This is a genomic window from Pseudomonas sp. G166, assembly GCF_037027455.2.
Classification (GTDB): domain Bacteria; phylum Pseudomonadota; class Gammaproteobacteria; order Pseudomonadales; family Pseudomonadaceae; genus Aquipseudomonas.
This window is the reverse complement of the sequence record NZ_CP146985.1, coordinates 4,131,626-4,155,262: the sequence shown is the minus strand read 5'-3', so window position 1 is coordinate 4,155,262 and position 23,637 is coordinate 4,131,626. Positions and strand designations below refer to the sequence as shown.

Annotated in this window: 20 protein-coding genes; 13 read left to right on the top strand and 7 right to left on the bottom strand. The window is 60.6% G+C overall.

Features of this window, described 5'->3' with window-relative positions; translation table 11 throughout:
- Positions 1-111: 111 nt before the first annotated feature.
- Entirely contained in the window at positions 112-990 is an 879-nt protein-coding gene (locus SGN16_RS17955; protein WP_135844864.1) for a LysR family transcriptional regulator, read from the bottom strand.
- 131 nt (positions 991-1,121) lie between these two features.
- On the opposite strand from SGN16_RS17955, the gene SGN16_RS17950 reads away from it, so the two are divergent.
- From SGN16_RS17950 to SGN16_RS17910, 9 genes are all read left to right on the top strand, one after another.
- The gene (locus SGN16_RS17950; protein ID WP_339101715.1) at positions 1,122-1,988 is read left to right on the top strand and encodes an alpha/beta hydrolase; all 867 of its coding nucleotides are present in this window, start codon (positions 1,122-1,124) and stop codon (positions 1,986-1,988) included.
- A 126-nt stretch (positions 1,989-2,114) separates the two neighbouring features.
- On the top strand, positions 2,115-3,683 hold the full coding sequence (locus SGN16_RS17945) for an ABC transporter substrate-binding protein (protein WP_339101714.1): 1,569 nt from the start codon (positions 2,115-2,117) through the stop codon (positions 3,681-3,683).
- 11 nt (positions 3,684-3,694) lie between these two features.
- The gene (locus tag SGN16_RS17940; protein WP_339101713.1) at positions 3,695-4,636 is read left to right on the top strand and encodes an ABC transporter permease; all 942 of its coding nucleotides are present in this window, start codon (positions 3,695-3,697) and stop codon (positions 4,634-4,636) included.
- Entirely contained in the window at positions 4,633-5,502 is an 870-nt protein-coding gene (locus tag SGN16_RS17935) for an ABC transporter permease (protein WP_339101712.1), read from the top strand. The genes SGN16_RS17940 and SGN16_RS17935 overlap by 4 nt, the downstream gene beginning before the upstream one ends.
- Positions 5,503-5,504: 2 nt before the next feature.
- Entirely contained in the window at positions 5,505-7,136 is a 1,632-nt protein-coding gene (locus SGN16_RS17930) for an ABC transporter ATP-binding protein (protein WP_210639335.1), read from the top strand.
- Between the two features lie 129 nt (positions 7,137-7,265).
- Complete coding sequence (locus tag SGN16_RS17925; RefSeq protein WP_339101711.1) at positions 7,266-8,546, top strand: OprD family porin; 1,281 nt, start codon at positions 7,266-7,268, stop codon at positions 8,544-8,546.
- A gap of 67 nt (positions 8,547-8,613) precedes the next feature.
- Positions 8,614-10,128, top strand: coding sequence for a serine hydrolase (locus SGN16_RS17920; protein ID WP_339101710.1), 1,515 nt, complete (start codon positions 8,614-8,616; stop codon positions 10,126-10,128).
- Positions 10,125-11,450 carry an aminotransferase class III-fold pyridoxal phosphate-dependent enzyme gene (locus tag SGN16_RS17915; RefSeq protein WP_339101709.1) on the top strand — a complete coding sequence of 442 codons (1,326 nt, stop codon included), beginning with the start codon at positions 10,125-10,127 and terminating at the stop codon, positions 11,448-11,450. The genes SGN16_RS17920 and SGN16_RS17915 overlap by 4 nt, the downstream gene beginning before the upstream one ends.
- Positions 11,451-11,464: 14 nt before the next feature.
- Positions 11,465-12,883 (top strand): aldehyde dehydrogenase family protein, encoded by a 1,419-nt coding sequence (locus SGN16_RS17910; RefSeq protein ID WP_339101708.1) that lies wholly within the window; start codon positions 11,465-11,467, stop codon positions 12,881-12,883.
- A gap of 264 nt (positions 12,884-13,147) precedes the next feature.
- Here SGN16_RS17910 and SGN16_RS17905 read toward each other — a convergent pair whose 3' ends face one another.
- Positions 13,148-14,578, bottom strand: coding sequence for an IS1182 family transposase (locus SGN16_RS17905; RefSeq protein WP_339101707.1), 1,431 nt, complete (start codon positions 14,576-14,578; stop codon positions 13,148-13,150).
- A 123-nt stretch (positions 14,579-14,701) separates the two neighbouring features.
- On the opposite strand from SGN16_RS17905, the gene SGN16_RS17900 reads away from it, so the two are divergent.
- On the top strand, positions 14,702-15,163 hold the full coding sequence (locus SGN16_RS17900) for an NUDIX domain-containing protein (RefSeq protein WP_339101706.1): 462 nt from the start codon (positions 14,702-14,704) through the stop codon (positions 15,161-15,163).
- Between the two features lie 215 nt (positions 15,164-15,378).
- On the opposite strand, the gene SGN16_RS17895 is transcribed toward SGN16_RS17900, so the two are convergent.
- From SGN16_RS17895 to SGN16_RS17875, 5 genes are all read right to left on the bottom strand, one after another.
- Complete coding sequence (locus tag SGN16_RS17895) at positions 15,379-15,771, bottom strand: hypothetical protein (protein WP_028941356.1); 393 nt, start codon at positions 15,769-15,771, stop codon at positions 15,379-15,381.
- Positions 15,758-16,204 carry a hypothetical protein gene (locus tag SGN16_RS17890; RefSeq protein WP_246883020.1) on the bottom strand — a complete coding sequence of 149 codons (447 nt, stop codon included), beginning with the start codon at positions 16,202-16,204 and terminating at the stop codon, positions 15,758-15,760. The genes SGN16_RS17895 and SGN16_RS17890 overlap by 14 nt, the downstream gene beginning before the upstream one ends.
- A gap of 69 nt (positions 16,205-16,273) precedes the next feature.
- Positions 16,274-18,559 carry a TonB-dependent siderophore receptor gene (locus SGN16_RS17885; protein ID WP_335945743.1) on the bottom strand — a complete coding sequence of 762 codons (2,286 nt, stop codon included), beginning with the start codon at positions 18,557-18,559 and terminating at the stop codon, positions 16,274-16,276.
- Positions 18,560-18,896: 337 nt separating this feature from the next.
- The gene (locus SGN16_RS17880) at positions 18,897-19,748 is read right to left on the bottom strand and encodes a helix-turn-helix transcriptional regulator (RefSeq protein WP_210639324.1); all 852 of its coding nucleotides are present in this window, start codon (positions 19,746-19,748) and stop codon (positions 18,897-18,899) included.
- A gap of 196 nt (positions 19,749-19,944) precedes the next feature.
- The gene (locus tag SGN16_RS17875; protein WP_335945742.1) at positions 19,945-20,820 is read right to left on the bottom strand and encodes a LysR family transcriptional regulator; all 876 of its coding nucleotides are present in this window, start codon (positions 20,818-20,820) and stop codon (positions 19,945-19,947) included.
- 125 nt (positions 20,821-20,945) lie between these two features.
- Between SGN16_RS17875 and SGN16_RS17870 the strand changes: the two genes are divergently transcribed.
- The 3 genes from SGN16_RS17870 to SGN16_RS17860 all read left to right on the top strand — a co-directional run bounded on the left by SGN16_RS17870 (position 20,946) and on the right by SGN16_RS17860 (position 23,629).
- Entirely contained in the window at positions 20,946-21,554 is a 609-nt protein-coding gene (locus SGN16_RS17870; protein WP_335945741.1) for a short chain dehydrogenase, read from the top strand.
- 453 nt (positions 21,555-22,007) lie between these two features.
- Positions 22,008-22,961, top strand: coding sequence for a hypothetical protein (locus SGN16_RS17865; protein WP_335945740.1), 954 nt, complete (start codon positions 22,008-22,010; stop codon positions 22,959-22,961).
- 35 nt (positions 22,962-22,996) lie between these two features.
- Positions 22,997-23,629 carry a pyridoxamine 5'-phosphate oxidase family protein gene (locus SGN16_RS17860; protein ID WP_210639321.1) on the top strand — a complete coding sequence of 211 codons (633 nt, stop codon included), beginning with the start codon at positions 22,997-22,999 and terminating at the stop codon, positions 23,627-23,629.
- Positions 23,630-23,637: the final 8 nt, after the last annotated feature.

Below are 23,637 nucleotides of genomic sequence, written 5' to 3'. Positions count from 1 at the left end.
AATCGAAAACGACCAGAGACAAACCCGGAAGGTTTGCAGTTGTCATCTGGCCGCCATCCAATCACGGCCTTTCCCGATGACGGACACCCATGAACCGCGCTAAGGGAAGGATTACGTTGCCACCGCCGACATCAGCAACTTGCGAATTTCCCCTGTGATCGCACTTTTGGTGCCTTGTTCCAATATCCCCACCCGGCGTACTGCCAGGTCGCCCGGCAATGGCAGCACCCGCAGGCTTGGGTCTTTGTGCCAGTCGAAATTTTTCAGCAGCGGCACAATCGCCACCCCGACTTGCTGGCGCACCAGGTCGGCGATTCCGATGATCGAGTTCAGTTCCAGGATCTCCAGCGGTTCGACCGACTCACTCTTGATGATCGACTGCACCTTGCGACCCACTGCCGTGGACCTGTCGTAGCGAATAAACGGCTGGGTTCTCAGCAACTCCACTGCGTCGTCGATGCCGGCGGTCTGGGTGGCATTGGCGAGCATGACGATCGGTTCGTTGTAGAGCAGGGTCCAACTCATGCCATCGAAGTTTTGCCGCGCAGTCTCGATCAGCAGCGCGGCGTCGAGTTTGGCGGCCTGCACCAGGTTGACCACTTCATCGGAACGGGCGGTCATCAGGTTGACCGATATCTTGGGGTGTAGTTTTTTCAGCTGCACCAGGCAATTGGCGAGCAGGCCCATGCCAGAGGTAATGCCGCCGATCGACACTTCGCCCTCCATGGCCTCGCCGTCGGGGGCTTCGGCGATCATTTGCTCGTAGTCCGCCAGCAGACGCTTGGCCTTGGGCAGCAATAACACACCATCGCGGCTCAGCTTGATTTGCCGCTGGCTGCGGTCGAACAGCGGCCGGCGCATTTCCTCTTCGAGCGCACGCATTTGTTGGCCGACGGCGGCGTTGGTCAGTGCCACGCGGTCGGCAGCGGCGGCAAAGCTGCCGTACTCGGCGACGGCGATAAACGTCTTGAAAAAACGAATGTTGCTCATGGGTCAACTCGCAGCCATGGGTAGAACTTGATCGTAAAGGTTTTGTTTGCTCTGGATAAAGTTTAATTAGTTTTTCTTTTTATAGCGCCCGGCCAATACTCAAGTCCGAACTGATTCGGCGAACTTTCCACATGAGCAATTCAGATACCAACCCCATCGACGCGGCCTTGCGCGCGGCCAAAAACGTGTATCACCTCGGCGCTACCACGGTGTACTCGCATCACGAGGACAGCCGTTTTGCCTACACCCTCTATGTGCCCGAAACCATCGAGGACAGCTCCCGGCCAGTGGATCTGGTGGTGTCGCTGCACGGCTCGACCCGTGCGATGGAGATTTATCGCAATGGCTTCGCGGAGTTTGGCCGCTGGAATGATTGTGTGATCCTCTCGCCACTGTTCCCGGTCGGCGTGCTGGGTGACAGCAACGGCGATGGCTACAAGCAACTGGTCGAGGGCGATATCCGTTACGACCAAGTATTGCTCGACATGATCGCCAGCGTCGGCAAGCGCTACGATCGTCGCTTCGATACCTTTGCGCTGTTCGGCTATTCCGGCGGCGGACAATTCACCCACCGGTTCTGCTACCTGCACCCCGAGAAACTCTGGGCGGCGTCCATCGGTGCGCCGGGTTCGGTAACCTTGCTGGATTTCGAGCAGGACTGGTGGGTCGGCGTGCGGGACTTCGCGACGCGCTTTGGCAAACCGTTGAACCTGCAGGCCTTGCAGCAACTGCCGGTGCACATGGTGGTCGGCGATTCAGACCTCGAAACCTGGGAAATCACCCACCGCGAAGGGGGCAAACACTACATGGCCGGTGCCAACGCTGCCGGACGCACGCGTCCGGAGCGCCTGGCCAGCTTGAAAGCGAGTTTCGAAGCCGCCGGCGTGCAAGTGCACTTCGACCTGTTGCCCAACGTTGCGCACCAGGGCATCAAGGCCATGCCGGCTGCCCAGGATTTCTTCGCCAGGGTATTGCGCCGCAAGCGCAGCCTCGGCTGATACACCGCTGGTAGATGCACTCAGAACAGGCCGTACAACAATAACCAAGGATTCACTCATTCTGATGCCGGTCCTGCCTTGGCCCCCGCCACTGACCGGAAAATTTCTTCAAGGAGTCTTTCTCCCGTGAATAGTTACGTAAAGACGGCACTGGCCGTCGCGATGTCGGCGTGCACCTTTTCCATGGCCGTCGCGCAAGACAAGGTCATCAGCGTTGGTCTCAATGGTGATATCCGCAGCACCGACCCGGGCGTCAACCGTGACGACAATACCGATGCGGTGATGATGCATATCGTCGAAGGGCTGGTGGCGTATCGCGAAGACACCAGCATCGCGCCGATGCTGGCCAGTGCAGTCGCTGTCTCGCCGGACGGCTTGCGCTACACCTTCAGCCTGCGAGACGGCGTGCACTTCCAGAATGGCCAATTGTTGACGGCCAAGGATGTGCAATGGACCTGGCAGCGCTACCTGGACCCCAAGACCCAGTGGCGTTGCCTGGCGGAGTTCGACGGGCGTGGCGCAGCCAAGATTGTCGACGTCGCCACCCCTGACCCGAAAACCGTGGTGTTCACGCTGGACCAGGCCAACGGCTTGTTTCTCGCCGCGATGGCTCGCCCGGACTGTGCCGGCAGCGGCATCCTGCACCCGGACTCCCTGGCCGCCGATGGCAGTTGGCGTGCACCGATTGGCACCGGGCCGTTCACCCTGGGCAAATGGCAGAAGGGCCAGTACGTCGAACTGGATCGTTTCAAGGGATACACACCGCGTGCCGAGGCCGAGGCGGACGGGTACACCGGCAACAAGCAGGCGTTTGTCGACAAGGTGCGTTTCGAGGTGATCCCCGATTCGGCCTCGGCCAAGGCCGCGCTGCTCTCGGGTGGCGTCGACCTGCTGCCGGACGTGACGGCGATGGACGCCGCACAGCTCAAGCAGGTCAAGAATCTGCAGATCCAGGTCAGCCCGATCATGACCATCAGCGGCCTGCTGTTCCAGACCCGTGACCCGTTGCTCAAGGACGTGCGCATTCGTCGCGCGGTGGCGTTGTCCCTGGATTACGCACAGATGGTGGCGGCCTTGTCCGATGGCTTGTCGGTAGTCAACAACTCGGTGATCCCCACCGCCAGCCCGTACTACGACGACACCGCGCGCCAGGGCTACACCTACAACCTCGATGAGGCCCGGCGCCTGTTGAAAGAGGCCGGTTACGGCGGAGAAAAAATCCGCATGCTGGTCAACAAGCGCTATCCGCAGATGTTCGACATGGGTTTGCTCAGCCAGGCCATGACTCAGGCGGCGGGGCTGAATATCGAGATGGAAACCCTGGAGTGGGGCACGCAGCTGGAACGCTACCAGACCGGCAGCTACCAGATGATGTCCTTCTCCTATTCGGGGCGTTTCGATGCGGCGCAGAGCTACGAATCAGTGATCGGCGACAAACAGAAGGAGCCGCGCAAGGTCTGGGACAACCCCGAAGCCTTGACAATATTGCGCGAGGCCCAGCGTGAGGTTGACCCTGCCAAGCGCCAGCCGCTGTTCGACAAGCTACACACCTTGATGCTCAAGGATGTACCGATGGTCGTCATCTACAACGGTACCGCCATCGGCGCCATGGGCAAGCGCGTTGAAGGTTATCGCTCCTGGCCCGTTGCCAAGCCGCGCCTGTGGGGCGTGAAGCTGGCCGACACTTCCAAGTAAGGCGTACCGCTATGTTTCGATTCATATTGCACAGGCTCGGCATGGCGGTGCCGACCCTTCTGTTGATCTCGGTGATTGTATTTGCCTTGATTCGCCTGATCCCCGGCGACCCGGCGTTGTTGATGCTGGGCGACATGGCCGACCCGAAAAGCCTTGCCGACATGCGCAGCAGTCTTGGGTTGGACCACTCGGTGGTGACCCAGTACCTGATCTGGATCAAGTCGGTGCTCAGTGGCGATCTCGGGATGTCCATCAGCAGCCGCCAGCCGGTATTGGAGTTGCTGATCGAACGATTCAGTGTCAGCGCCACAGTGGTGCTCGTCGCAGTGTTACTGGCGACCCTGCTCGCGGTACCGGTGGGTTTGCTCGCGGCCTGGAAGCAAAACAGTGCGCTGGACTTGGGCCTGGTGGCTATGGCGACGTTGCTGCTGTCGGTGCCGAGTTTCTGGTTGGGCTTATTGTTGCTCTACGTGTTTGGCATTCAGCTCGGCTGGTTGCCGGTGATCGGTTACGTCGGCTTTGCCAGCGACCCGATGAAAGCGTTGACCTATGTGGTGCTGCCGATCATCACCCTGACCCTGGTGGAGTTCGGCGCCATTGCGCGAATGGCGCGGGCCAGCGCCATCGAAGTGCTGCGCCTGGAGTACATCGCCCATGCCCGGGCCAAGGGGTTGTCGGAGGGGGCGGTGCTGTGGAAACACGCTCTGCGCAATGCGTTTGCGCCCACCTGGACCTTGATTGGCCTGATTCTCGGCAATTTGCTCGGCGGCATTGCGGTACTGGAAACCGTATTCACCTTGCCCGGTATTGGCCGCTTGATGGTCGATGCGATCTTCTCCCGTGACTACCCGGTGCTGCAGGGTTGCCTGCTGCTGGTCACCTGCATCTACGTGTTGGTCAACCTGTTGGTGGATCTGTTGTATCCGCTGTTCGATCCAAGGGTGAAGCTATGAACCTCAAGACTCCTGCCTTGCCGACAGGGCTGGATACCCAGCCTCGACATGCCTGGCGTTACCCGCCGTTGAATGCGTTGATCGGCGGCGGCTTACTCGCGGCACTGGTATTGCTGGCGTTGCTCGGCGTGGTGTGGACACCTTATGACCCGCTCAAGCTGGACCTGTTGTCGCGCCTGCACGCGCCAAATGCTGTGCACTGGCTGGGCACCGACGAATTCGGTCGTGACGTGTTCAGTCGATTGATCATCGGTGCACGCACCAGCCTGTGGATCAGCCTGCTTTCGGTGAGCGTGGCGGTCATCTGCGGCACGGTAATCGGTATGCTTGCCGGTTACCTGCGCGGCTGGACCGACCGCGTGCTGATGATGTTCAACGATGCTCTGCTGGCGTTTCCGGGCATTCTCATGGCCTTGGGCATCATGGCAATCATTGGCGCAAGCCAATACGGCATCGTGCTCGCCTTGGGCATTGCCTATACCCCGTCAGTGGTGCGAGTAGTGCGGGGCAGCGTGTTGTCGTTGCGTGAGCTGGAGTTTATCGAGGCCTCTCGGGTGATCGGCAACTCCGAGCTGTACACCATGTTCCGCCATATCACCCCCAACTGCCTGGCGCCGCTGTGTGTGTTGGGCACGAGCATGTTCGGCTGGGCGTTGCTCTCGGAGAGTGCGCTGAGCTTCCTGGGTCTGGGCGTTCCGCCGCCGGCCGCGTCCTGGGGCAGCATGCTCTCGGCGAGCCGCACCTACATCTCGACGGCGCCGTGGCTGGGGATCTTCCCGGGCATTTTTATCAGCCTGACGCTGCTGGCTATCAATCTGTTCGGCGATGCCTTGCGTGATCGTCTCGACCCGCGCATGAGGAAATGAGCATGAGCGTTCCAGTCCCATTACTGGCCGTTGAAAATCTACAGATTCGCGTCGGTGCAGACGGCCCGCTGGCCGTCGATGATTTCAGCTTCACCATGGCCCCCGGCGAGATCGTCGCGCTGGTCGGCGAATCGGGCAGCGGCAAGACCATGGCCGCACGCGCTGCCATTGGCTTGTTGCCGGCACCGATGCGGGTGTGTGGTGGACGCATCACCTTCCAGGGCGAACCGCTGGACAGCGGCAATGCCAAGGCGATGCGTGCAGTGCGCGGTGCGCGGATCGGCATGGTGTTCCAGGAACCCATGGTCTCGCTCAACCCCGCGCTGACGATTGGCCGGCAGATGAGCGAGGCGCTCAAACTGCATACCGCGCTGGATGCGGCGACGATCCACGAGCGCTGCAGTGCCATGCTGCAACGCATCGGTATCAAGGATGCCGAGAAATGCCTGGGGTCTTACCCGCACCAGTTCTCCGGCGGCATGCGCCAACGCATCATGCTGGCCTCGGTGATGTTGCTGCGTCCGGCGCTGCTGATCGCTGACGAGCCAACCACGGCGCTCGATTGCCTGGCACAACTGGACGTGATCGAGTTGATGCTGGAGCTGACGCGCGAGCAGGGCACCGCGATTCTGTTCATTAGCCACGACCTGTCCCTGGTGGCGCGTTATGCCCACAAGGTAGTGGTGATGCGTGCGGGCAAGGCGGTGGAGCAGGGGCGTATCGAAGACATCCTGTTCGCACCGAAGGCCGACTACACCCGGCAGTTGCTTGAAGCGTTGCCACGGCGCGGCGAGCTGGTGCCATTGCCGGCTGCCGACAACGCGTTGTTGCAGGTCCGGGATGTGTGCATCGAACACCCGGGGCCGCGCAGTTTCTGGGGGCGCAGCGTACCCAAGCGTGTGGTGCATTCGGTGAACCTGAGCATTGCACCGGGCGAGACCTTGGCCTTGGTCGGTGGCAGCGGTTCGGGCAAAACCACCCTTGGGCGTGCAGTGGTCGGGTTGGTCACGCCATGTGCCGGGGCCATCCTGTTCCAGGGCGTGGATATCCTCAAGGCCGCCAACCGTGCACACCGCCTGCAATGCCAGATGATTTTCCAGGACCCGTATTCTTCCCTTGATCCACGCATGACCGTCGGCCAGATCATTGCCGAGCCGCTGCGCCATGAGCCGGGGCTGACGGCCGCGCAAAAACGTCAGCGGGTCACCGAGACCCTGGTTGACGTTGGCTTGCCCGAGCAGTTCCGTGAGCGCTTTGCCCATCAACTCTCCGGTGGCCAGCGCCAGCGCGTGGCAATTGGCCGGGCGCTGGTCAGGCGGCCCAAGCTGGTGATTGCCGATGAGCCGATTTCGGCGTTGGACATGACCATTCAAAAGCAGATTCTTGAATTGTTCGAGCGCTTGCAACGCCAATACGGGTTCGCCTGCCTGTTCATCTCCCACGACTTGTCGGCAGTGGAGCGCATCGCTCATCGCGTGGCGGTGATGAACCAGGGCGAGGTGGTTGAAATGGGGCCGCGTGACGCCATTTTCGACACCCCACAACATCCCTATACCCGCCGGCTGCTCGCAGCGGCCAGCCCCTTGGAGAAACGTGCGGATGGCAGTTACCGCCTCCGTGCCGGTGTGATTTAGGTACTGCTGCACCCCAGGCCATGTTTTGAAGCCCAACCCTTCGTCAATCGGTGATTGGCGAGGCAGGCGAAGCCATGGCCGAAGAAAACAAAAACAACCCCACTCAACCTGTCTGCCAGGAACCTACACATGAATAACCGCATCAACAAAGTTGTCAGCAGTGCCAGCGTCATGGGCGTCGGTTTCATACCCTTGTTTGCCCAGGCCGACTTTGTCGCCGACAGCAAGGCCTCGCTTGAATTGAAGAACTATTACTTCAACCGCGACTACCGCGAGTCCAGCGGACAGAACAAGCGCGCCGAATGGGCGCAGGGGTTCATTCTCAACCTCCAGTCGGGCTTTACCGACGGCACGTTGGGTTTTGGCCTGGACGCGGTCGGCATGCTGGGCGTGAAGCTCGATTCGAGCCCGGATAACTCCGGCACCGGGCTGCTGGCGCGCTCAAGCGTGGCCGAACCGGGCTCTCCCAGCTATGCACGCCGTGCCCATGACAACTACTCCAAACTCGGCATCACCGGTAAGGCGCGCATGGCCCAAAGCGAGCTGCGTGTGGGCTATATGGTGCCGGACCTGCCCACTCTGCAGCCAAACCTCAGCCGTCTGTTCCCGCAGAGTTTCAGTGGCACGGCGCTCACCTCCAAGGACGTCGACAACTTGACCCTGACCGTGGGCCAACTGGATCAGGTCAAGCAGCGCGACTCGACCGACTACGAGGACATGGGCCTTACCAGCCAGTACGGCGCCTACAAAAGCAGCGCCAAAAGTGATGAGTTCCGCTACGCCGGCGGCGAGTACAAGCTCACGCCCACCACGGTCGTTACCTATCAGTACGCGCAACTGGAAAGCCTCTACCAACAGCACTATCTGGGTTTGAAAAACAGCTTCAAGTGGGGCCCCGGCACGTTCAAGACCGACATCCGTTACTTCAACGCCAGTGAAGACGCTGCGGCCCTGGCCGGCAAGGTGGATAACCGCGCGTTGAGTACCCGTATCGGCTACAGCCTCTATGGCCACAACCTCAGCGGCGGTTACCAGGAACAGTACGGCTCGACGCCGTTCACCTACGTGGACGGTACCAACACCTACCTGTTCACCGAGTACCAACTGGCCAACTTCTCCCAGACCGGCGAGCGCGTGTGGCATGCCCGCTATGACTATGACTTCGCCTCGCTGGGCCTGCCGGGCCTGCTGTTCTCGACGCGTTACGCCAAGGGCGACAACGCCAAGGTCATCGGCTTCGAGGGCGAAGGGCGCGAGTGGGAGCGCGATTTCAGCTTCGGCTACGTCGTGCAGAGCGGCACGTTCAAGGATGTGTCTCTGCGTTGGCAGAACGCCAGCGCTACCAGCAACTTCACCCGTGACACCAACGAAAACCGAGTGATCCTGGGTTACACCGTGGCGCTCTGGTAGCGGTAACGGCGTGCAACAGGGGCAGCCTGTTGCACGCCTAGGCAGTGGAAATGAGGGGATAGATCAGATGACGAGTTTGCCGTTGCGGCGGGCACTGCCCAGCCAACAACGCGTATCGGCGCGTGGCGTGAGTGATTTCATTGAAGCGGTGAACGCTGCGGGCCTGGAGTTGCACAGTTTCATGCTGTACCGCGACGGTGCGGTGGTGGCTGAAGCGTTTTGGGCGCCTTATCGCGCCGAGCGGTTGCATGTTCAGCATTCGGTCACCAAAAGCTGGGTATCCATGGCCGTCGGGCTGTTGGTGGATGACGGCGTGCTGTCGCTGGACGCCAAGGTGGTGGACTTTTTTTCCGCCGATTGCCCGGTAACTATCAGCGCAAACCTGGCAGCCATGACCGTGCGCGATTTGCTGACCATGCGCACCGGCCATCGCCAGGGCATTTCCGGCGGGGCCTGGCGTGGGCGCAGTGAAAGCTGGGTCAAGCTGTTCCTCGATGAACCGGTCGAGGACCCACCAGGGCAGCACTTTATCTACAGCAGCGCCTCGAGCTTCATGCTCTCGGCAATTGTCAGCGTGGTCAGCGGTCAGACGGCCTTTGAGTTGTGCAACGCACGTATCTTCCAACCCATGGCCATGGGGCCCATCGAGTGGGACCTGGCACCTGGTGGCTTCAACACTGGCGGCAATGGCCTGAGTTGCAGCACTGAGGACTTGCTCAAGTTCGGTGTGCTGCACTTGCAACAAGGCAACTGGGAAGGGCAGCAGTTGCTATCCCGGGAATGGGTGGCCGAAGCCACCCGTGGGCATGTCGATGATGTATGGATGGGGGCCTTCGACGGCAAGCGCTACCAGGGCCGCGACTCGAGCGACGCAGGTGTCACGCGCCGCGAAGGCTACGGCTACCAGTGGTGGATGACCCTGCACGGTGGCTACTACGCCTCCGGGGTATTTGGCCAGCAGTGCATCGTCTTGCCACGCCAAAACGCGGTGATTGCGTTTACCGCCGGGCTGCCCTTGGGCGAGCGGCGCTTGCACAGCCTGCTCTGGGAACATCTGTTGCCGGCGCTGGGTGTACCCACCGACGGCGCGGCGGATGCCGAGTTGACGGCGCTATTGGCAAGCCAGCGGCGGCCGGTTCTCTCAGGGGCGTCGACCTCACCGCGTCACGCCGAGTTCAACGGCACGTTTGTGGTGGAGGCCAACGAAGATCAAGTCAGCGAAATACGTTTGGTGCTTGGCCCTGATCATTGCGACTTCTACCTCACTGACCCCCGTGGCACCCACTGCATTCGCGCCGGGCTGGCCAATGGCATCGAAAGCCAGACCAGCATGACCGGCCATTATCTGCATCACCAATACCAGCCGGAACTCACCCCGGTGGTGGCACAGGCGCGCTGGACCGACGAGGGGGTATTAAGCATGACCTGGCAGTTTGTCGAGATGGCGTTTTGTGACCGTGTCAGCTGCCGTATTGAGCGCGGCAAGTTGTACGTGGACCGCAGCGTCAACGTTAACGCCGGCCCGTTGCAGCGTCCGACGCTGATCGGCCATCCAAGAACAGCTTTGCAGGAGTCGCTATGAACGATATTTCCAACCCGACAGGTTCCGAGTGTGGCGCGTTCTGGGCACCGTTTACCCCGATGCGCCAGTTCCAGCACCAACCGATGATGTTCGCCAGTGCTGACGGCATGTACTACACCACCACCGATGGGCGTCGTGTACTCGATGCAATGGCGGGGCTCTGGTGCGTCAACGCCGGGCATGGCCAGCCGAAAATCGTCGAGGCCATTCGCGAGGCGGCGGGGCGCCTGGACTTTGTCTCGTCATTCAAGATGAGCCACCCCCACGCCCTGGAGATGGCCGAGCGCCTGATCGACATCAGCCCGGCCGGCATGGAGCAGGTGTTCTTTACCAACTCGGGTTCCGAGGCCGTCGACACCGCGTTGAAGATTGCCCGGGCGTATCACCAGGCCCGCGGCGACAGCCGCCGTACCAAGTTTATCGGGCGTGCCAAGGGCTATCACGGCATGGGTTTCGGTGGGCTGTCGGTGTCGGGTATCGGCCGGCAGAAGCGTGACTTCGGTCCGTTGTTGGGCGAAGTGTCACACCTGCCGCTGCCGTACGACGCGGGCATGCGTTTCAGCGCCGGGCAACCGAAGCAGGGCGAACATTACGCCGACGCGCTGACACAACTGTTGGACATTCAGGATCCGAGCACTGTGGCCGCGGTGATCGTGGAGCCAGTGACAGGCTCCGGCGGGGTGTACCCGCCGCCCCAGGGTTATCTGCAACGCTTGCGCGAGATCTGCACCCGGCATGGTGTGCTGCTGATTTTCGATGAAGTGATCACCGGTTTTGGCCGCGTCGGCGCGAGCTTCGCCGCCCAGGCGTTCGGCGTAACGCCAGACCTGATCACCACCGCCAAAGGCCTGACCAACGGCGCCGTGCCCATGGGCGGCGTGCTGGTAAGCGGTGCGGTGTACGAAGCGTTCATGGCCGGGCCGGCGAACGTCATCGAGCTGATGCATGGCTATACCTATTCGGCGCATCCGCTGGCGTGTGCGGCCGGGTTGGCGACCATCGAGGTGCATCGCGAACTGGGCATCAATCAACACGTCAACACGGTCAGCGGGCCCTGGCAGTCGGCCGCACTGGCGCTGCAGGGTGTGGGGCCGGTGCTGGACGTACGCACCATCGGCTTGCTTTGCGCCGTCGAACTCGAGCCGCGCTCCGGTGCCGCCGGCGCGCGTGGCAGTGAAGTTGCCCTGTGGTGCTTTGAGCACGGCGTACTGGTGCGTGGTTCGGGCGACACCATCGTGATTTCACCGCCGTTGGTGATCAGCCAGCACGAAATCGCCCAGGTGTTCGACACCTTGGCGGCTGCCTTGAACCAGGTTGCCTGAAGGGAGTCGATGGTATGTACGATTTGTTTGAGTTCTACATTGACGGCGCCTGGGTCAAACCCCACGGCGAAACCGTCGAGACCGTGGTAAACCCGTCCACCGAGCAGGGGGTTGCGCGCATCATCCTGGGCGATGCTCGCGATGTAGACCGTGCGCTCGGCGCGGCCCGGCAGGCTTTTCCGGCGTTCGCCGCGAGTTCGCTCCAGACACGTATCGACTTGCTGCAGCGCATCATCGAAGCCTACAAACGCCATAGCGAGGCGTTGATCGAGGCGGTTCATCTGGAGATGGGCGCGCCGCTGTCCCTGGCCCGAAGCGCTCATGTTCCGGCAGGCCTGGGCCATCTGGCGCAGGCGCTGGAAGTGCTGCGCGAGTACCGCTTCGAGCGGCGCCTGGGCCAGACGCTGGTACTGCGTGAGCCTATCGGCGTGTGCGCCCTGATCACCCCCTGGAACTGGCCACTCAATCAACTCACCTGCAAGCTCGCACCCGCCCTGGCGGTGGGCTGCACGGTCGTACTCAAGCCAAGTGAGTGTGCGCCGTTGTCGGCGTTTATCGTCGCGCAAATCCTGCATGAGGCCGGAGTGCCGAAGGGGGTGTTCAACTTGGTCAACGGTAATGGGCCAGGGGTTGGCGCTGCGCTGGCCAGCCATGCCGAGGTGGATATGGTGTCGTTTACCGGCTCGACCCGCGCCGGCATCGCAGTGGCCAAGGCGGCGGCCGATACGGTGAAGCGTGTGTCCCAGGAACTGGGCGGCAAATCCGCGAACATCCTGCTCGACGATGCCTACTTGCCTAGCGCGGTGCGCCACGGGGTACAGGCGTGCATCCGTAACAGCGGCCAGTCGTGCAATGCGCCAACGCGCCTGCTAGTACCGCGCGCGCAACAACCGGCGGTGATTGATATCGTCCGGGAAGTGCTGGCGCAGGTGTGCTTCGACGACAGTAACCCGATCTGCGCCGTCGGTCCCGTGGCGAATGCCCTGCAATTCGAACGGGTACAGGCCATGATCGCCCAAGCCATCGCCGAGGGCTCGCGATTGATCGCCGGAGGGCTGGGGCGACCACAAGGGATTGAGCGCGGCTACTACGTGCAACCTACGGTATTTGCCGACGTCACCCCGGACATGCTGGTGGCGCGGGAAGAAATCTTCGGCCCGGTCCTGGCGATCATGCCGTACGACAGCGAGGCCGAGGCGATAGCCATCGCGAACGACAGCCCTTACGGCTTGTCAGGCTACGTCACCTCGACCAGCCTCGAACGCAGCCGCAGGGTTGCGCGGCAATTGCGCACCGGCATGGTCCATCTCAATGGCGCCCGGGCCGACCAGGCCGCGCCGTTTGGCGGCTATAAGCAGTCGGGTAATGGGCGCGAGTGGGGGGAGATGGGGTTTGAAGAATACCTGGAGAGCAAGTCGCTGTTTGGGTATTGACGGCTTCAGAGGTGCGCGACGGGGCGACAGATGAATCAACGGCCACTTTGTGCGTGGGTTGGCGCTTATATGAGGTCATAACTGAGCTGTGGATAGGCTGCTTTCGGCCCAGAGTGTGTAAAAACACTAAATAGGGTTTTCTACAGCGACGCTAGTAGACGGTGCTCAGGTTTTGCAACCGATAAAGGCCACGACGTTTCCAAGAACAGTTGAAACGGCTCAGCAGCCTCTTGGAGTCCTTTTGGATGGTAAAAATACCGGTTTTTACGCCGTTAAAGCCTTCATCAAGCTAGTGGTGCCGATGATTTTCATGACCCGTTTCATGTTGTAGGCGAGCACGTTCAAGCTCATCTCGGCGCTCACCCCTGCCAACTTTCGTGTTAGGAAATGCGTCGCACCCATCCATTGTTTGAGCGTCCCGAAGGGATGCTCAACCGTTCGTTTTCGGACTCGCATCATCTCTGGCGCGTTGCGCAACCGGTTCTGCATTTCCTCTAGTACAGCTTCATGTTCCCAGCGCCGAACTCGTCGCTCCGTGCTCGGTGTGCACTGCGATTTCAAGGCGCAGCCTTGGCATTTCGAACTCCAGTAACGGTGCAGTTTCAGGCCTTTTTCAACGTTGGTATAGCGCCAAATGAGCGCTTCTCCAGCCGGGCAAATGTATTCGTTTTTTGCCGCGTCATAGATGAAGGCATCGTTATTGAAACGCCCGTCAGCCTTGGCTCCAGAGGTCATCGGCTTGGGCACATAGGCGGTGATGCCTGCATCGTGACAAGCTAGGATTTGTTCACTTTTGAAGTAACCTCGGTCAGCCACTACCGACAACGTATCTGACGCCATCGCCTCGCGGGCCTGCTTGGCCATCGAGCTGAGTTGATCACGGTCGGAACCGACGTTGCTCACCTCATGCGCAACGATCAAATGGTGCTGCATATCGACCGCTGTCTGCACGTTGTAGCCAACGATTCCCGTGCCGCGCGTCATCATGGAGCGGCTGTCTGGATCGGTCAGTGAGACCTGTTTGTCCGGCGATACATTGAGCTGGATTTCGATCGCCTGAAGCTCTTTCATTTGAGTTTTGAGCTTGGCGATCTTCTCTTCCAGCCGCACGGCACTGGGCTCGGAAGCGGTTGGTTCTTGCCGATCGGCAGCATCGAGTGCCGTCAGGTAGCGGTTGATACTCGATTCAATTTCTTCCATTCGCCGCTTCAGTTTGGCGCTGGTGAAATTGCGGTCGCGGTTGTTGACTGCCTTGAATTTACTGCCATCGATGGCGACTAGATGTTCTCCGAACAGTCCCAACTGCTGACACAACACAACGAACTGGCGACAGACGCCTCGGATAGCCTTGCTGTTGTCTTTTCGGAAGTTGGCAATGGTCTTGAAGTCCGGCATCAAACGCCCGGTCAACCACATCAGTTCGACATTGCGCTGGGCTTCTCGCTCCAAACGTCGGCTCGATTGAATGCGGTTGAGATAACCGTAGATGTAGATCTTCAGCAAGATCGCGGGGTGGTAAGCAGGCCGGCCAGTATCGGCTGGAATGGCACCTTCAAAACCCAAATTGACCAGGTCGAGTTCGTCGACGAAGACGTCGACTACGCGCACCGGATTGGTATCGCTGACGTAGTCGTCGAGGCTCTCGGGAAGTAAGGTGCCTTGGCCTCGATGCTCACCTTGGATGAAGCGCTTCATGGGTAGCCCTGCTGAAGTATCATTATCCTATCCTATCGTAACGCTACGAGCCATGTGGGAGACCTCCGACTGATCAGGGCGGCACCCCACATTTCAAAAATTTCAGGGAAGATATACGTCAAAATGCGTGAGCGAAAGGCTGCACGATTACTAGTTATAAGCCCCTCTCGAGATGTCCTCCTTTTCAGATTTATCCATAAAGATGGGGCTTTGGCCGGTAGAAATTACTGGGCCACCCCTGGCGGTGGTCTTGAAGATGGAGAAACATTCCACGCCGCTGCAATACGTGAACTGCGTGAGGAGACCGGTATTCAGGTCAACACAGTTGTAGGGCCTGTGGCAGATCGGAGGTTTTCAATGCTCCTGCCCAGCGGCGAGACGGTGTTCGCAGTTGAGCAGTATTTCGTTGTGCATGCGCAAAGCCAGACCCTTTCTAGCTCCGAATGGACCTTACACGAGACTCAGGTCATGGCAGATCATCACTGGTGGTCCGCTCAGGAGCTGAGAGCTACTGGGGAAAAGGTATGGCCTGAGGCGTTAGTTGAGATGCTCGTGGATGCAGGTGTCTTCGAACCGGCTGCGTAACCGTCACCGCGAATCCATATGCGTTTTTACACACTCTGGGCCGTTTGCTGCCCATCGCACGCCCTCACCGCACTGACGCCTGATAATCACCCAGAAGTACCGCGGCTTACCAAGCCGTTTCGCAAGAGCGAGCTCGCGGCAAATCACTGGACGAAGTTTCCGAGGGTAAAGTTGTAGCGAACTGAGTCGTTTCAGCTAGCCAACCCTCAGCGCGCCTACCTGTTAGTCTTGCGCAGCAGTTCGTGGGCCATCTCGATGGCCTGCTCGCGTGAGGCGGCGAACAGCAGCGGGTAGCCCCAAACCTTGGCGAACAGGCCGGCGAATGCCTTGAATCCCAGGCGCTTTGCCGCGCTGGGTTCGACCATGATCAGGGCCAGAACCAGGCTGCGCAGTTGCGCCTTGTGCTTCTTCATCCACAGCGTGGTGCGTTTCTTTTCTTCTGGTGAGTGCTCATGGTCATCGCCGGGTGGCGTTTCGCTGAGCAGCACGAAGGGTTCGCCGCGCTGCAGGTTGGCTGCGAACTCGTCGAAGTCCTTCTGGGTATCGTGCCCGGGCTCGTGGGCGAAACTCATCCACACCAGCGGGAATTCAGCGCTATTCATCGGCATGGCGGGTTCCTTTGCGGTTGAGGTGACGCCAGCTGGCAGCGATGGCGAACACGCCGGGCAGGGTGATGAAGAATACCGCCGAGAAGGCGACGTACCAGCCGTCGCGCAGCCCGTCGGTGACTCCGCCCAGGGTATTGAGCACGACAAGCAGGCTGCCGAGGATCAGGACAGCCCACTGGGCCTTGCGGGTTTCGATCAGGGCGAGGAGCACCGTGACGATCCAGGAGCCATAGAAGCTAGGAAACACCCACAGCATGCCGGGCTCGAAGGTAATCGCCGGGGCGGTGCCCTGTGCTCTCACAAAGTCGTTTACGTAGAAGAACAACTGGAAGGTCACGAAGAGCACTGCGCCAACAGTAGTCGTCAACCAGAACAAGGTGACCTTGTTCGCATTGTGTATCGCCAATACGTGAACCGGGTTTTGGGTAGGCATGAGCACGTTCTCGATGTTCAAGACGGTAGGGGCGCGAGTCGCCGGCAGCGATCCGCGTACTGCGGGCAATCAGTAGCGGTAGTCCAGCGTGGCCATCAGGTTGCGCGGGGCGCCATAGGTCACGGTGTCGAAGTCACCCTTCTGCAAGGCGTACTTCTTGTCGAATAGGTTGTTGACGTTGAGGCCCAGGTCGATGTTCTCGCTCAGGGCGTAACGCCCAATCACCGAGGTCAGGGCATAGGCGCTCTGTTCGCCGCCCAGCGTGCTGGTACCAACGCCTGGCGCCTGGTAAAAGCGGCTCTGCCACTTCACGCCTGTGCCCAGGGTCAGCTTGTTCCACGCGCCGGGCAGCCGGTAGGTGGTGAAGAACTGGGCCGTGGTGCGCGGTAGCTGGGAGTTCAGGCGCTCGCCGTCGCCATCCTCGGCGGTGAAGTGGGCGATACCGGCGTAGATGTTCCAGCCAGTGGCCAGCTCGCCCTGCAGGTCGAACTCGATGCCGCGAGACTTGGTGCCGTCGGCGCCGGTATAGGCGTTGGCTCCGCCTGGGGTGAACGCGCCGGGGACCAGTTGCGCGGCGTTGTCCAGCTTGGTCTCGAACACCGCCACGGCAGCATTCAGGCGCCCGTCCAGGTAGGCGGCCTTGAGGCCGACTTCCTTGGTCTTGCCCTTGGACGGCGTGAGCACGTTGCCGGTCGTGTCGCGGAAGTCGGTTTGCGGGTTGAAGATGCCCGTGTAGCTGACGTAAGCCGAGTAGGTACTGTCGATGTCGTAGACCAGTCCGACGTACGGGGTGAATTCGTTGTTTTTCTTGTAGTGCAGCGTGCTGCCGTTGGCGTCGTCGTCGACCTCGTAATAGTTCAGGCGCCCGCCGACGATGAGCTTCAGCGGATCGGCCAGGGAGAAGCGGGCCGCACTATAGATGCCGCTCTGCTTGACCTCGGTGCGGGTCGGGATATGCGGCATGGCATCAAAGTTGGGCCGCGGCGTGCCTGGGCTCAGGGTATGGATGTTGATCGGCGTAAAGCCTGCGAAGAACGGCGCTACATCGTCCTGGCGGGCCTTGCGGCGTGAGCTTGTCGCGCCGACCACTAGGTCGTGCTGGCGGCCGAGCATTTCGAAGGGGCCGCTGGCCATCACGTCAAAGGTGTTCTGGCGACTGCGCCCCTCGGACGCCACTGCGAACGGGAAGGCGCCCAGCCCCGTGACAGGGTCAGGCCGGCCACCCAGGGAGACCAGTTCGGATTCGCTTTCGGTGCGGTACTGGTTGAACACGCCCTTGAGCGTCCAGCCGTTGTCGAAGCGGTGCTCGACTTCGGCAAAGGCGGTCTTGAGGGTATTGTCGAAATGGCTCCAGTCCTGCCCATAGCTCTTGGAGCGGGAATAATCGATCTGCGAACCGTCGCTGTACCACAGCGGTAAGCCGCCCCAGGTGGCGCCCTTCGGCGTAATGTCCTGGTAGTCATAGCCCAGGCTCACCGTGGTATCGGCGGTCAGGTCGGCCTCGACGATGCCGTAGAACGCCTTGCGCTCGGGCTTGTAGCCGTCCAGGTAGGAGTTGCCGTCCTGATAGGTGCCTACCAGGCGCGCGCGGATGCGGCCGTCCTCGGTCAGCGGTGTGGAAACGTCGCCCATGCCGCGGTGGGTATCCCAGCTCCCGGCGCCGAGGGAGGCGGATGCGGCGAATTCAGGTGTCGGCCGTTTGCGCACCAGGTTGATGGAGGCTGAAGGGTTTCCGGTGCCGGTCAGCAGGGCCGAGCCGCCGCGCACCACCTCGACACGGTCATAGAAGGCGGTGTCCAGGGCACTGATGCCGCTGCCGTTGACGGCGTTGCCGATCACGGTGGGGATGCCGTCGTACTGCACGTTGTTAATCAGCAACCCCCGCGAATAGAAGCTGGTGCGCTCGCTGTCGGCCTGGCGCGCGGTGACACCGTTGGTGTTCTCCAGCACGCTCTGCACCGTGTTGAGTTGCTGGTCGTCCATGCGCTGGCGCGTGATCACGGTCACCGCCTGGGGCGTTTCCTTCAGCGTCATCGGCAGGCGCGTCGCCGCAGCCGTCTCGCCGGTGGTGTAGGAGCCGGTTCCCTCGGTGGTCGCGTTGTCCATTTGGCCTGTCACGCGGATTGCCGGCAGGGCCACTTCCTTCTGGGCTGAGTCTGCTGCTTTGTTCTGCGGCTGCGCCGTCTCGGCGGCAAATGCGCCCGGCGCATTGAGCAGAAGCGCTGCCGCAATCGCCGAGCCCAGCGCGCTGCAGGGCGCGTTTTTGAGGTGCCCGGCGAGCGGCGGACAGACGACTGAATCGGCGCACAGAGCAAGAGACGAGCGAAACTTCCCTGTAATGGATGAAGCTTTCATTTAAGCAATACTCATTTGCATTTAGATGGCGCATTTAACAACAAAGGCAATGCGCCATGATGGTGAAATCAGGCCAGATTGTTATTCGATTCGGCCAATAATGATGACACCCTCCCGCTGGCCGTTTTGAGTAATAGTCATGGTTGATTACGGAATATGGTCGACTTGCCAGGCAGACTGACGAGGGGCAAACGGCCGGCGTGACATGCGGCGATGTCGCCGTTGTGCGCGGTCGTCTTCATGGGCGAGCGGCGTTGCCGGGTGCGTGTGGGCTTCGCTGAAGTCCGCGGCTTTTTGATAAAGCAGCGCAGGCTTGCGTCAGGACAGGCGGATTGGATCAGAGGGCGATCGGATCGGGGAGCATGATTCCGGGCGCAGCTGCCGTCACCGCGCTGCCGGTGCGATCCGAAAGGTAGCGAGCCGGCGGCTTGCCCACCGCCTTGCGAAACATCGTGACGAAGCCGCTGGCGTTTTCGTAGCCCAGTTCCAGCGCCACCGTTTGCACGCTGTCACCCTTGGTCAGCCGTTGCAGCGCCAGGATCACGTGCAGCTGCCGACGCCAGCGCCCGAAGCTCATGCCAATTTCCTGCAGCAGCAGGCGGCTCATGCTGCGCTCGCTCATGCCTATGTGCGTCGCCCAGGCGGTCTTCGACGTCTTGTCAGCCGGCGTCGCTAGGATCATTTCCGCGAGGCGACGCAAGCGTGGGTCGCGCGGCATGGGCAGGTGCAGGTCCTCCACCGGCGCCGCCACCAGCTCGTCGAGCAACACCGCCAGCAGCCGTTCCTCCCGTCCGCCTGGGGCGTACAGCTCAGGAACGGCGGTCGCCTTGAGCAGCAACTCGCGCAGCAGCGGCGATACCGAAATTGTGCAGCAGGTGGTCGGCAGATCCGGCGCGGCATCCTGCTCGACGAACAGGCAGTAGCACTCCACTTCACCGGAACCCCAGGCCGAGTGGGGCAGGTCGCCGGGGATCCACAAGGCGCACTGCGGCGGCACGATCCAGACGCCTTCTTCGATTTCGCAGTTGAGGATGCCGCGAACCGAGTAGATCAGCTGCGCCTTGCGGTGCTGATGCGTGGCATTTTCCCAGTCCTTGGCGACCAATGTGGCACTCAGAGCCACAACCGGCCGCGAGACGCTGTCGACGTCCATGGTGGAGGTCAGATCGGTAACGGCAATGCTCGACATGAGGTGTAGAGACTCGGATAGAAAAGGAGGCCTTGGCCTAGCTGGAAAGTATCACGAGCCGCTAGTGTAATGACATCCGGCCTTCCCTCCACATAGGAGCATGGATCCTCCTGGCAGGGGATAGGTCTATTCTCTCCACGACCTGCATCCGTTCCCAAGATCCTTGTGTGTGGGCGCCAGAATCCGGGGAAGCGCGCTAGGACGACTCCTGCTCCGCCACATGCGCGAGCAAATGCGCAATAAAATGGGTGAGTTTTGGCAGCGGTCGCCGATCGTGTCGATGCACGATATGGATAGGGTGTGGCTCGGGCAAGTAGGCTTGCAGGACAGGCACCAACGTCCCGCTTGCCAGATCATGGGCCACCAGAACTTCAGGCTGCAGCAACAATCCCGCACCGGCGATCGCTGCGATGCGCAATCCGTTGCCATCATTGCATGTGAAGACTGGGTCCATCGGCAGCTGCGCTCCATCCCAGCCTCTGAGTTTCCAGCCGTTGCGGCTGTTCCACACTGTGTGAGAAAGGCAGTGATGCGCGCTCAGGTCCTGTGGTGTCTCTGGGCGGCCATGTCGCGCGAGGTAGTCCGGTGACGCACAGATCACCATGCGATACATGCTCAGCGGCCTTGCTATCAGGTCGGCATCGCCCAGATCACCAATGCGGATAGCCAGATCAAAACCCTCGTCAATGAGGTCAACGACGCGATTGCTCAATTCCAGTTCAATGCGCACGAGCGGATATAGCTGCTGGAAAGTCGCAGCCAGAGGAGCGATGACACACGAGCCAAAGGTGATTGGAGCGCTAATGCGCAACGTGCCGGATGGCGAAGCGCGCAACCGTTCGATCGAGGTTTCGGCCATACGTACGTGTTCAAGCGCACGCTTGGCGTCTTCGTAAAAAACGCGACCAGCATCAGTCAGGCTCTGGCGTCGTGTGGTGCGCTCAAGCAAGCGCGCACCGAGGCGTCCTTCCAGTTCGCGCACATACTTTCCAACCATTACCGACGACATTTCAAGTCTCTGCGCCGCCTCGGTGAAGTTGCCACCCTCCACGACGGCAACGAAGGTTTCCATGGCTCGCAGTTTGTCCATATTGCTAACTATAGGTTCGTAGAGTTTGAATTTAGAGCACATTTATCACCTTAATGGTTCGATACACAATAGCGGCGTTCCAACCTGAATTCGAAAAGGAGTGCTCTATGAAGATTGTGATAATTGGCGCCGGTGGTGATGTAGGTCGTTCCGTGGCAGATGAACTTGCGCGTGGCGGCAAACACGAAATCATCCGCGTCGGTCGCACCCAAGGTGACTATCAGGTTGACATCGCCAGTGATGACAGCGTGGGTGCGTTGTTCAAGAAGATCGGACAAATCGACGCCATCATTGCTACCGCAGGCAATGTAATCCTCGCTCCAATCGAAAAGATGACGGCGGCCGACTTCAGCAAAGGCTTGCAGGACAAGCTGCTAAGTCAGGTGCGCGTCGCGCTGGTTGGCCAGCATTACCTGAACGACGGCGGGTCGATCACGCTGACCTCAGGCATCGCTGTCGACGATCCGATTGCGCAGGGCTCCAATGCCGCAGCGTCGAACGCTGGGATTGAAGGGTTCGTGCGCGCAGCTGCGTGCGATCTGTCACGAGGCATCCGCATCAACGCAGTTAGTCCGACAGTGCTGACGGAATCGATGGACCGGTTTGGTCCGTACTTTCCTGGCTACGAAAGCGTGCCGGCGACGCGTGTAGCAATGGCCTATCGACGCAGCGTTGAAGGCGTGCAGAGCGGTCGCGTATATCGGGTTGGGCATTGAATTAGGGAAAAGGGGACGGATTTATTTGCTTGTAAATAGATCCGTCCCCTTTTTGGTCCCCTTTTTGCGATCGCCATTGAGCGATGGGCATCACTATAGGTTTTGTCGGATTGGGCGGGGAAGGTGACGTGTTCCTAAAGCTTCGTAGGAGCTGCGGTCGTTTTTTGCCGGAGGGATCTGACAGGGGCGAATCGACTTATTCAAAACCATCGACCGATCGACCGTTGTGTTGGTTTGCGGTTGGCTTCGCCGGCCAGAGGGCGGTGCGACGTTTCGCTAAATTCCCTCGCCACAGGGGAGGGTGGTGTGGCTAGCCTTCGAACTCAGTCCCAACCCCCAAACCTCCCGACATCAGGTATTCTCCGCCCTCAAACACCATCCCGGCTTGCGGCATGCAAATCGCCTGTCTCAGCCCCTCGAACGGTCTGAAAAGCGGCGCACCAGGAGGCTTGCATGTTGATTGGATATCGGTTCGAGCGCACCGCGCAGGATGACCTGCACATCCACTCGCGCAATCGGGTGCAGAGCATATTCGTGCTGCTGACGGGCGCGCTGGCCTTCATCTTGCCGGTGGCGTTCGCCGTGTTTGTGATCGCTGATGGACGCTCGCCGTTGGCTGATGCGGATCCACTGTCCTCACTGCTGATCGTTCTCGGGCTGCTGCTGATGCCTGCCCTTGGCCTTTTACTGCTGGTTTACACCGGCATCCGCGAGACCTTGGTGTTGTCGCGAGTCGACGGTGAGGGCAAGCGCCTCACTCGAAACTTTTTTGGACGCCGCGAGCGGGTGCAGTCGGTCTTTCGGATCGAGGCCGCCAAATACCTCGAACTTCGCCGCCGTCCACAGGCTGAGCGAGCCCACACTCAGCTGTGGCTGATGCTGCGCGACGGCACCGCGCACCGTTTGACCAGCGACAACGTTCCGGTCGTGCCGGGAAGTCAACGCACCGACTTATGGTTGCGTGAGCTGGCCGACTACCTGAACGTGGCGGTGCCCACCGAGGTCGTCGAGGGGGTGGCGCCTGATGTGAAGGCACCCTATAGGCCTGTCCCAGCCCCCACCAGCGGTAAGGCGGTGAGGGAAGCCAGGCAGCGTCGAGGAAAGGGGGCCACGCCGGCACCCGAGCCGACCGAGAAATTCGGCATTCCCGCACGCGCCTTGCTCATGCTGGTGGGTACTTTCCTGGCCGTACTGGAGCTAAGCCAGGTCATCGCATTGGTGCCGGCTCTGTTTGCCGGGCGGCTGCGTGTCGGTGGCTCTCGCCCGACAACCTTCTACTGGGCCGAGCAACCGTTGAGCTTTTCACTCAACCTGTTTGTGGGCATCGCCGAGGTGTTGATCGTCGGCGTCATCGCCTGGGGTTGCCTGCGCACGGCGATCCGGGGCCGGATGAAATCCAACCCCTGAATGCGATTTTTCAGACATCTACAGAGGAGATGAGCATGGAACGCGACAACGACAGCAGCGCCTACATCACCACCACACAAGCGCTGGAAAGCCTTTACGGCCCCGTCGCGGCGCCCTCGATCCTCAAGGAAGTCGACCATATCCATCCGGTTTATCAGCCCTTCATAGCGGCTGCTTCCTTTGTGATCCTCGCTTCCTCAGGCCCCGGAGGGCTGGATGCCTCGCCGAGAGGCGACGCGAACGGGTTCGTTCATGTCCACGACAGCAAGACCCTGTATTTGCCCGACCGCCGCGGCAACAACCGCATCGATTCGCTGCGCAACATCGTTGAGGACCCCCGGGTTGCGCTGCTCTTTCTCGTGCCTGGTGTAGGGGAAACCTTGCGCGTGAACGGCACGGCCAGGATATCGGTCGAGCCAGCGCTGTTGGCTCGGTTCGCGGTGAATGGGCAGCTCCCTCGAACGGTGTTGGAGATCACCGTAGCCAGCGTTTACTTCCAGTGCAGCAGGGCTGTGATCAGGGCGGGGCTGTGGGATGTGACACGGCAGATCGAACGCAGCGCACTGCCCACCGCAGGTGAGGTGTTCAAGCGCATTTGCCCCTCGAAAGTAGATGGCGACGCTTACGACAAGGCCTTGCCAGGGCGCATTGCGAGCACGCTTTACTGACGGTTTCG

What these genes read in the sequence shown, in the direction of transcription:
- SGN16_RS17955 (WP_135844864.1), bottom strand. Translation starts at nt 990, where the DNA reads ATGAGCAACATTCGTTTTTTCAAGACGTTTATCGCCGTCGCCGAGTAC.
- SGN16_RS17950 (WP_339101715.1), top strand. Translation starts at nt 1,122, where the DNA reads ATGAGCAATTCAGATACCAACCCCATCGACGCGGCCTTGCGCGCGGCC.
- SGN16_RS17940 (WP_339101713.1), top strand. Translation starts at nt 3,695, where the DNA reads ATGTTTCGATTCATATTGCACAGGCTCGGCATGGCGGTGCCGACCCTT.
- SGN16_RS17935 (WP_339101712.1), top strand. Translation starts at nt 4,633, where the DNA reads ATGAACCTCAAGACTCCTGCCTTGCCGACAGGGCTGGATACCCAGCCT.
- SGN16_RS17930 (WP_210639335.1), top strand. Translation starts at nt 5,505, where the DNA reads ATGAGCGTTCCAGTCCCATTACTGGCCGTTGAAAATCTACAGATTCGC.
- SGN16_RS17925 (WP_339101711.1), top strand. Translation starts at nt 7,266, where the DNA reads ATGAATAACCGCATCAACAAAGTTGTCAGCAGTGCCAGCGTCATGGGC.
- SGN16_RS17920 (WP_339101710.1), top strand. Translation starts at nt 8,614, where the DNA reads ATGACGAGTTTGCCGTTGCGGCGGGCACTGCCCAGCCAACAACGCGTA.
- SGN16_RS17915 (WP_339101709.1), top strand. Translation starts at nt 10,125, where the DNA reads ATGAACGATATTTCCAACCCGACAGGTTCCGAGTGTGGCGCGTTCTGG.
- SGN16_RS17910 (WP_339101708.1), top strand. Translation starts at nt 11,465, where the DNA reads ATGTACGATTTGTTTGAGTTCTACATTGACGGCGCCTGGGTCAAACCC.
- SGN16_RS17905 (WP_339101707.1), bottom strand. Translation starts at nt 14,578, where the DNA reads ATGAAGCGCTTCATCCAAGGTGAGCATCGAGGCCAAGGCACCTTACTT.
- SGN16_RS17900 (WP_339101706.1), top strand. Translation starts at nt 14,702, where the DNA reads ATGCGTGAGCGAAAGGCTGCACGATTACTAGTTATAAGCCCCTCTCGA.
- SGN16_RS17895 (WP_028941356.1), bottom strand. Translation starts at nt 15,771, where the DNA reads ATGCCGATGAATAGCGCTGAATTCCCGCTGGTGTGGATGAGTTTCGCC.
- SGN16_RS17890 (WP_246883020.1), bottom strand. Translation starts at nt 16,204, where the DNA reads ATGCCTACCCAAAACCCGGTTCACGTATTGGCGATACACAATGCGAAC.
- SGN16_RS17885 (WP_335945743.1), bottom strand. Translation starts at nt 18,559, where the DNA reads ATGAAAGCTTCATCCATTACAGGGAAGTTTCGCTCGTCTCTTGCTCTG.
- SGN16_RS17880 (WP_210639324.1), bottom strand. Translation starts at nt 19,748, where the DNA reads ATGTCGAGCATTGCCGTTACCGATCTGACCTCCACCATGGACGTCGAC.
- SGN16_RS17875 (WP_335945742.1), bottom strand. Translation starts at nt 20,820, where the DNA reads ATGGAAACCTTCGTTGCCGTCGTGGAGGGTGGCAACTTCACCGAGGCG.
- SGN16_RS17870 (WP_335945741.1), top strand. Translation starts at nt 20,946, where the DNA reads ATGAAGATTGTGATAATTGGCGCCGGTGGTGATGTAGGTCGTTCCGTG.
- SGN16_RS17865 (WP_335945740.1), top strand. Translation starts at nt 22,008, where the DNA reads ATGTTGATTGGATATCGGTTCGAGCGCACCGCGCAGGATGACCTGCAC.
- SGN16_RS17860 (WP_210639321.1), top strand. Translation starts at nt 22,997, where the DNA reads ATGGAACGCGACAACGACAGCAGCGCCTACATCACCACCACACAAGCG.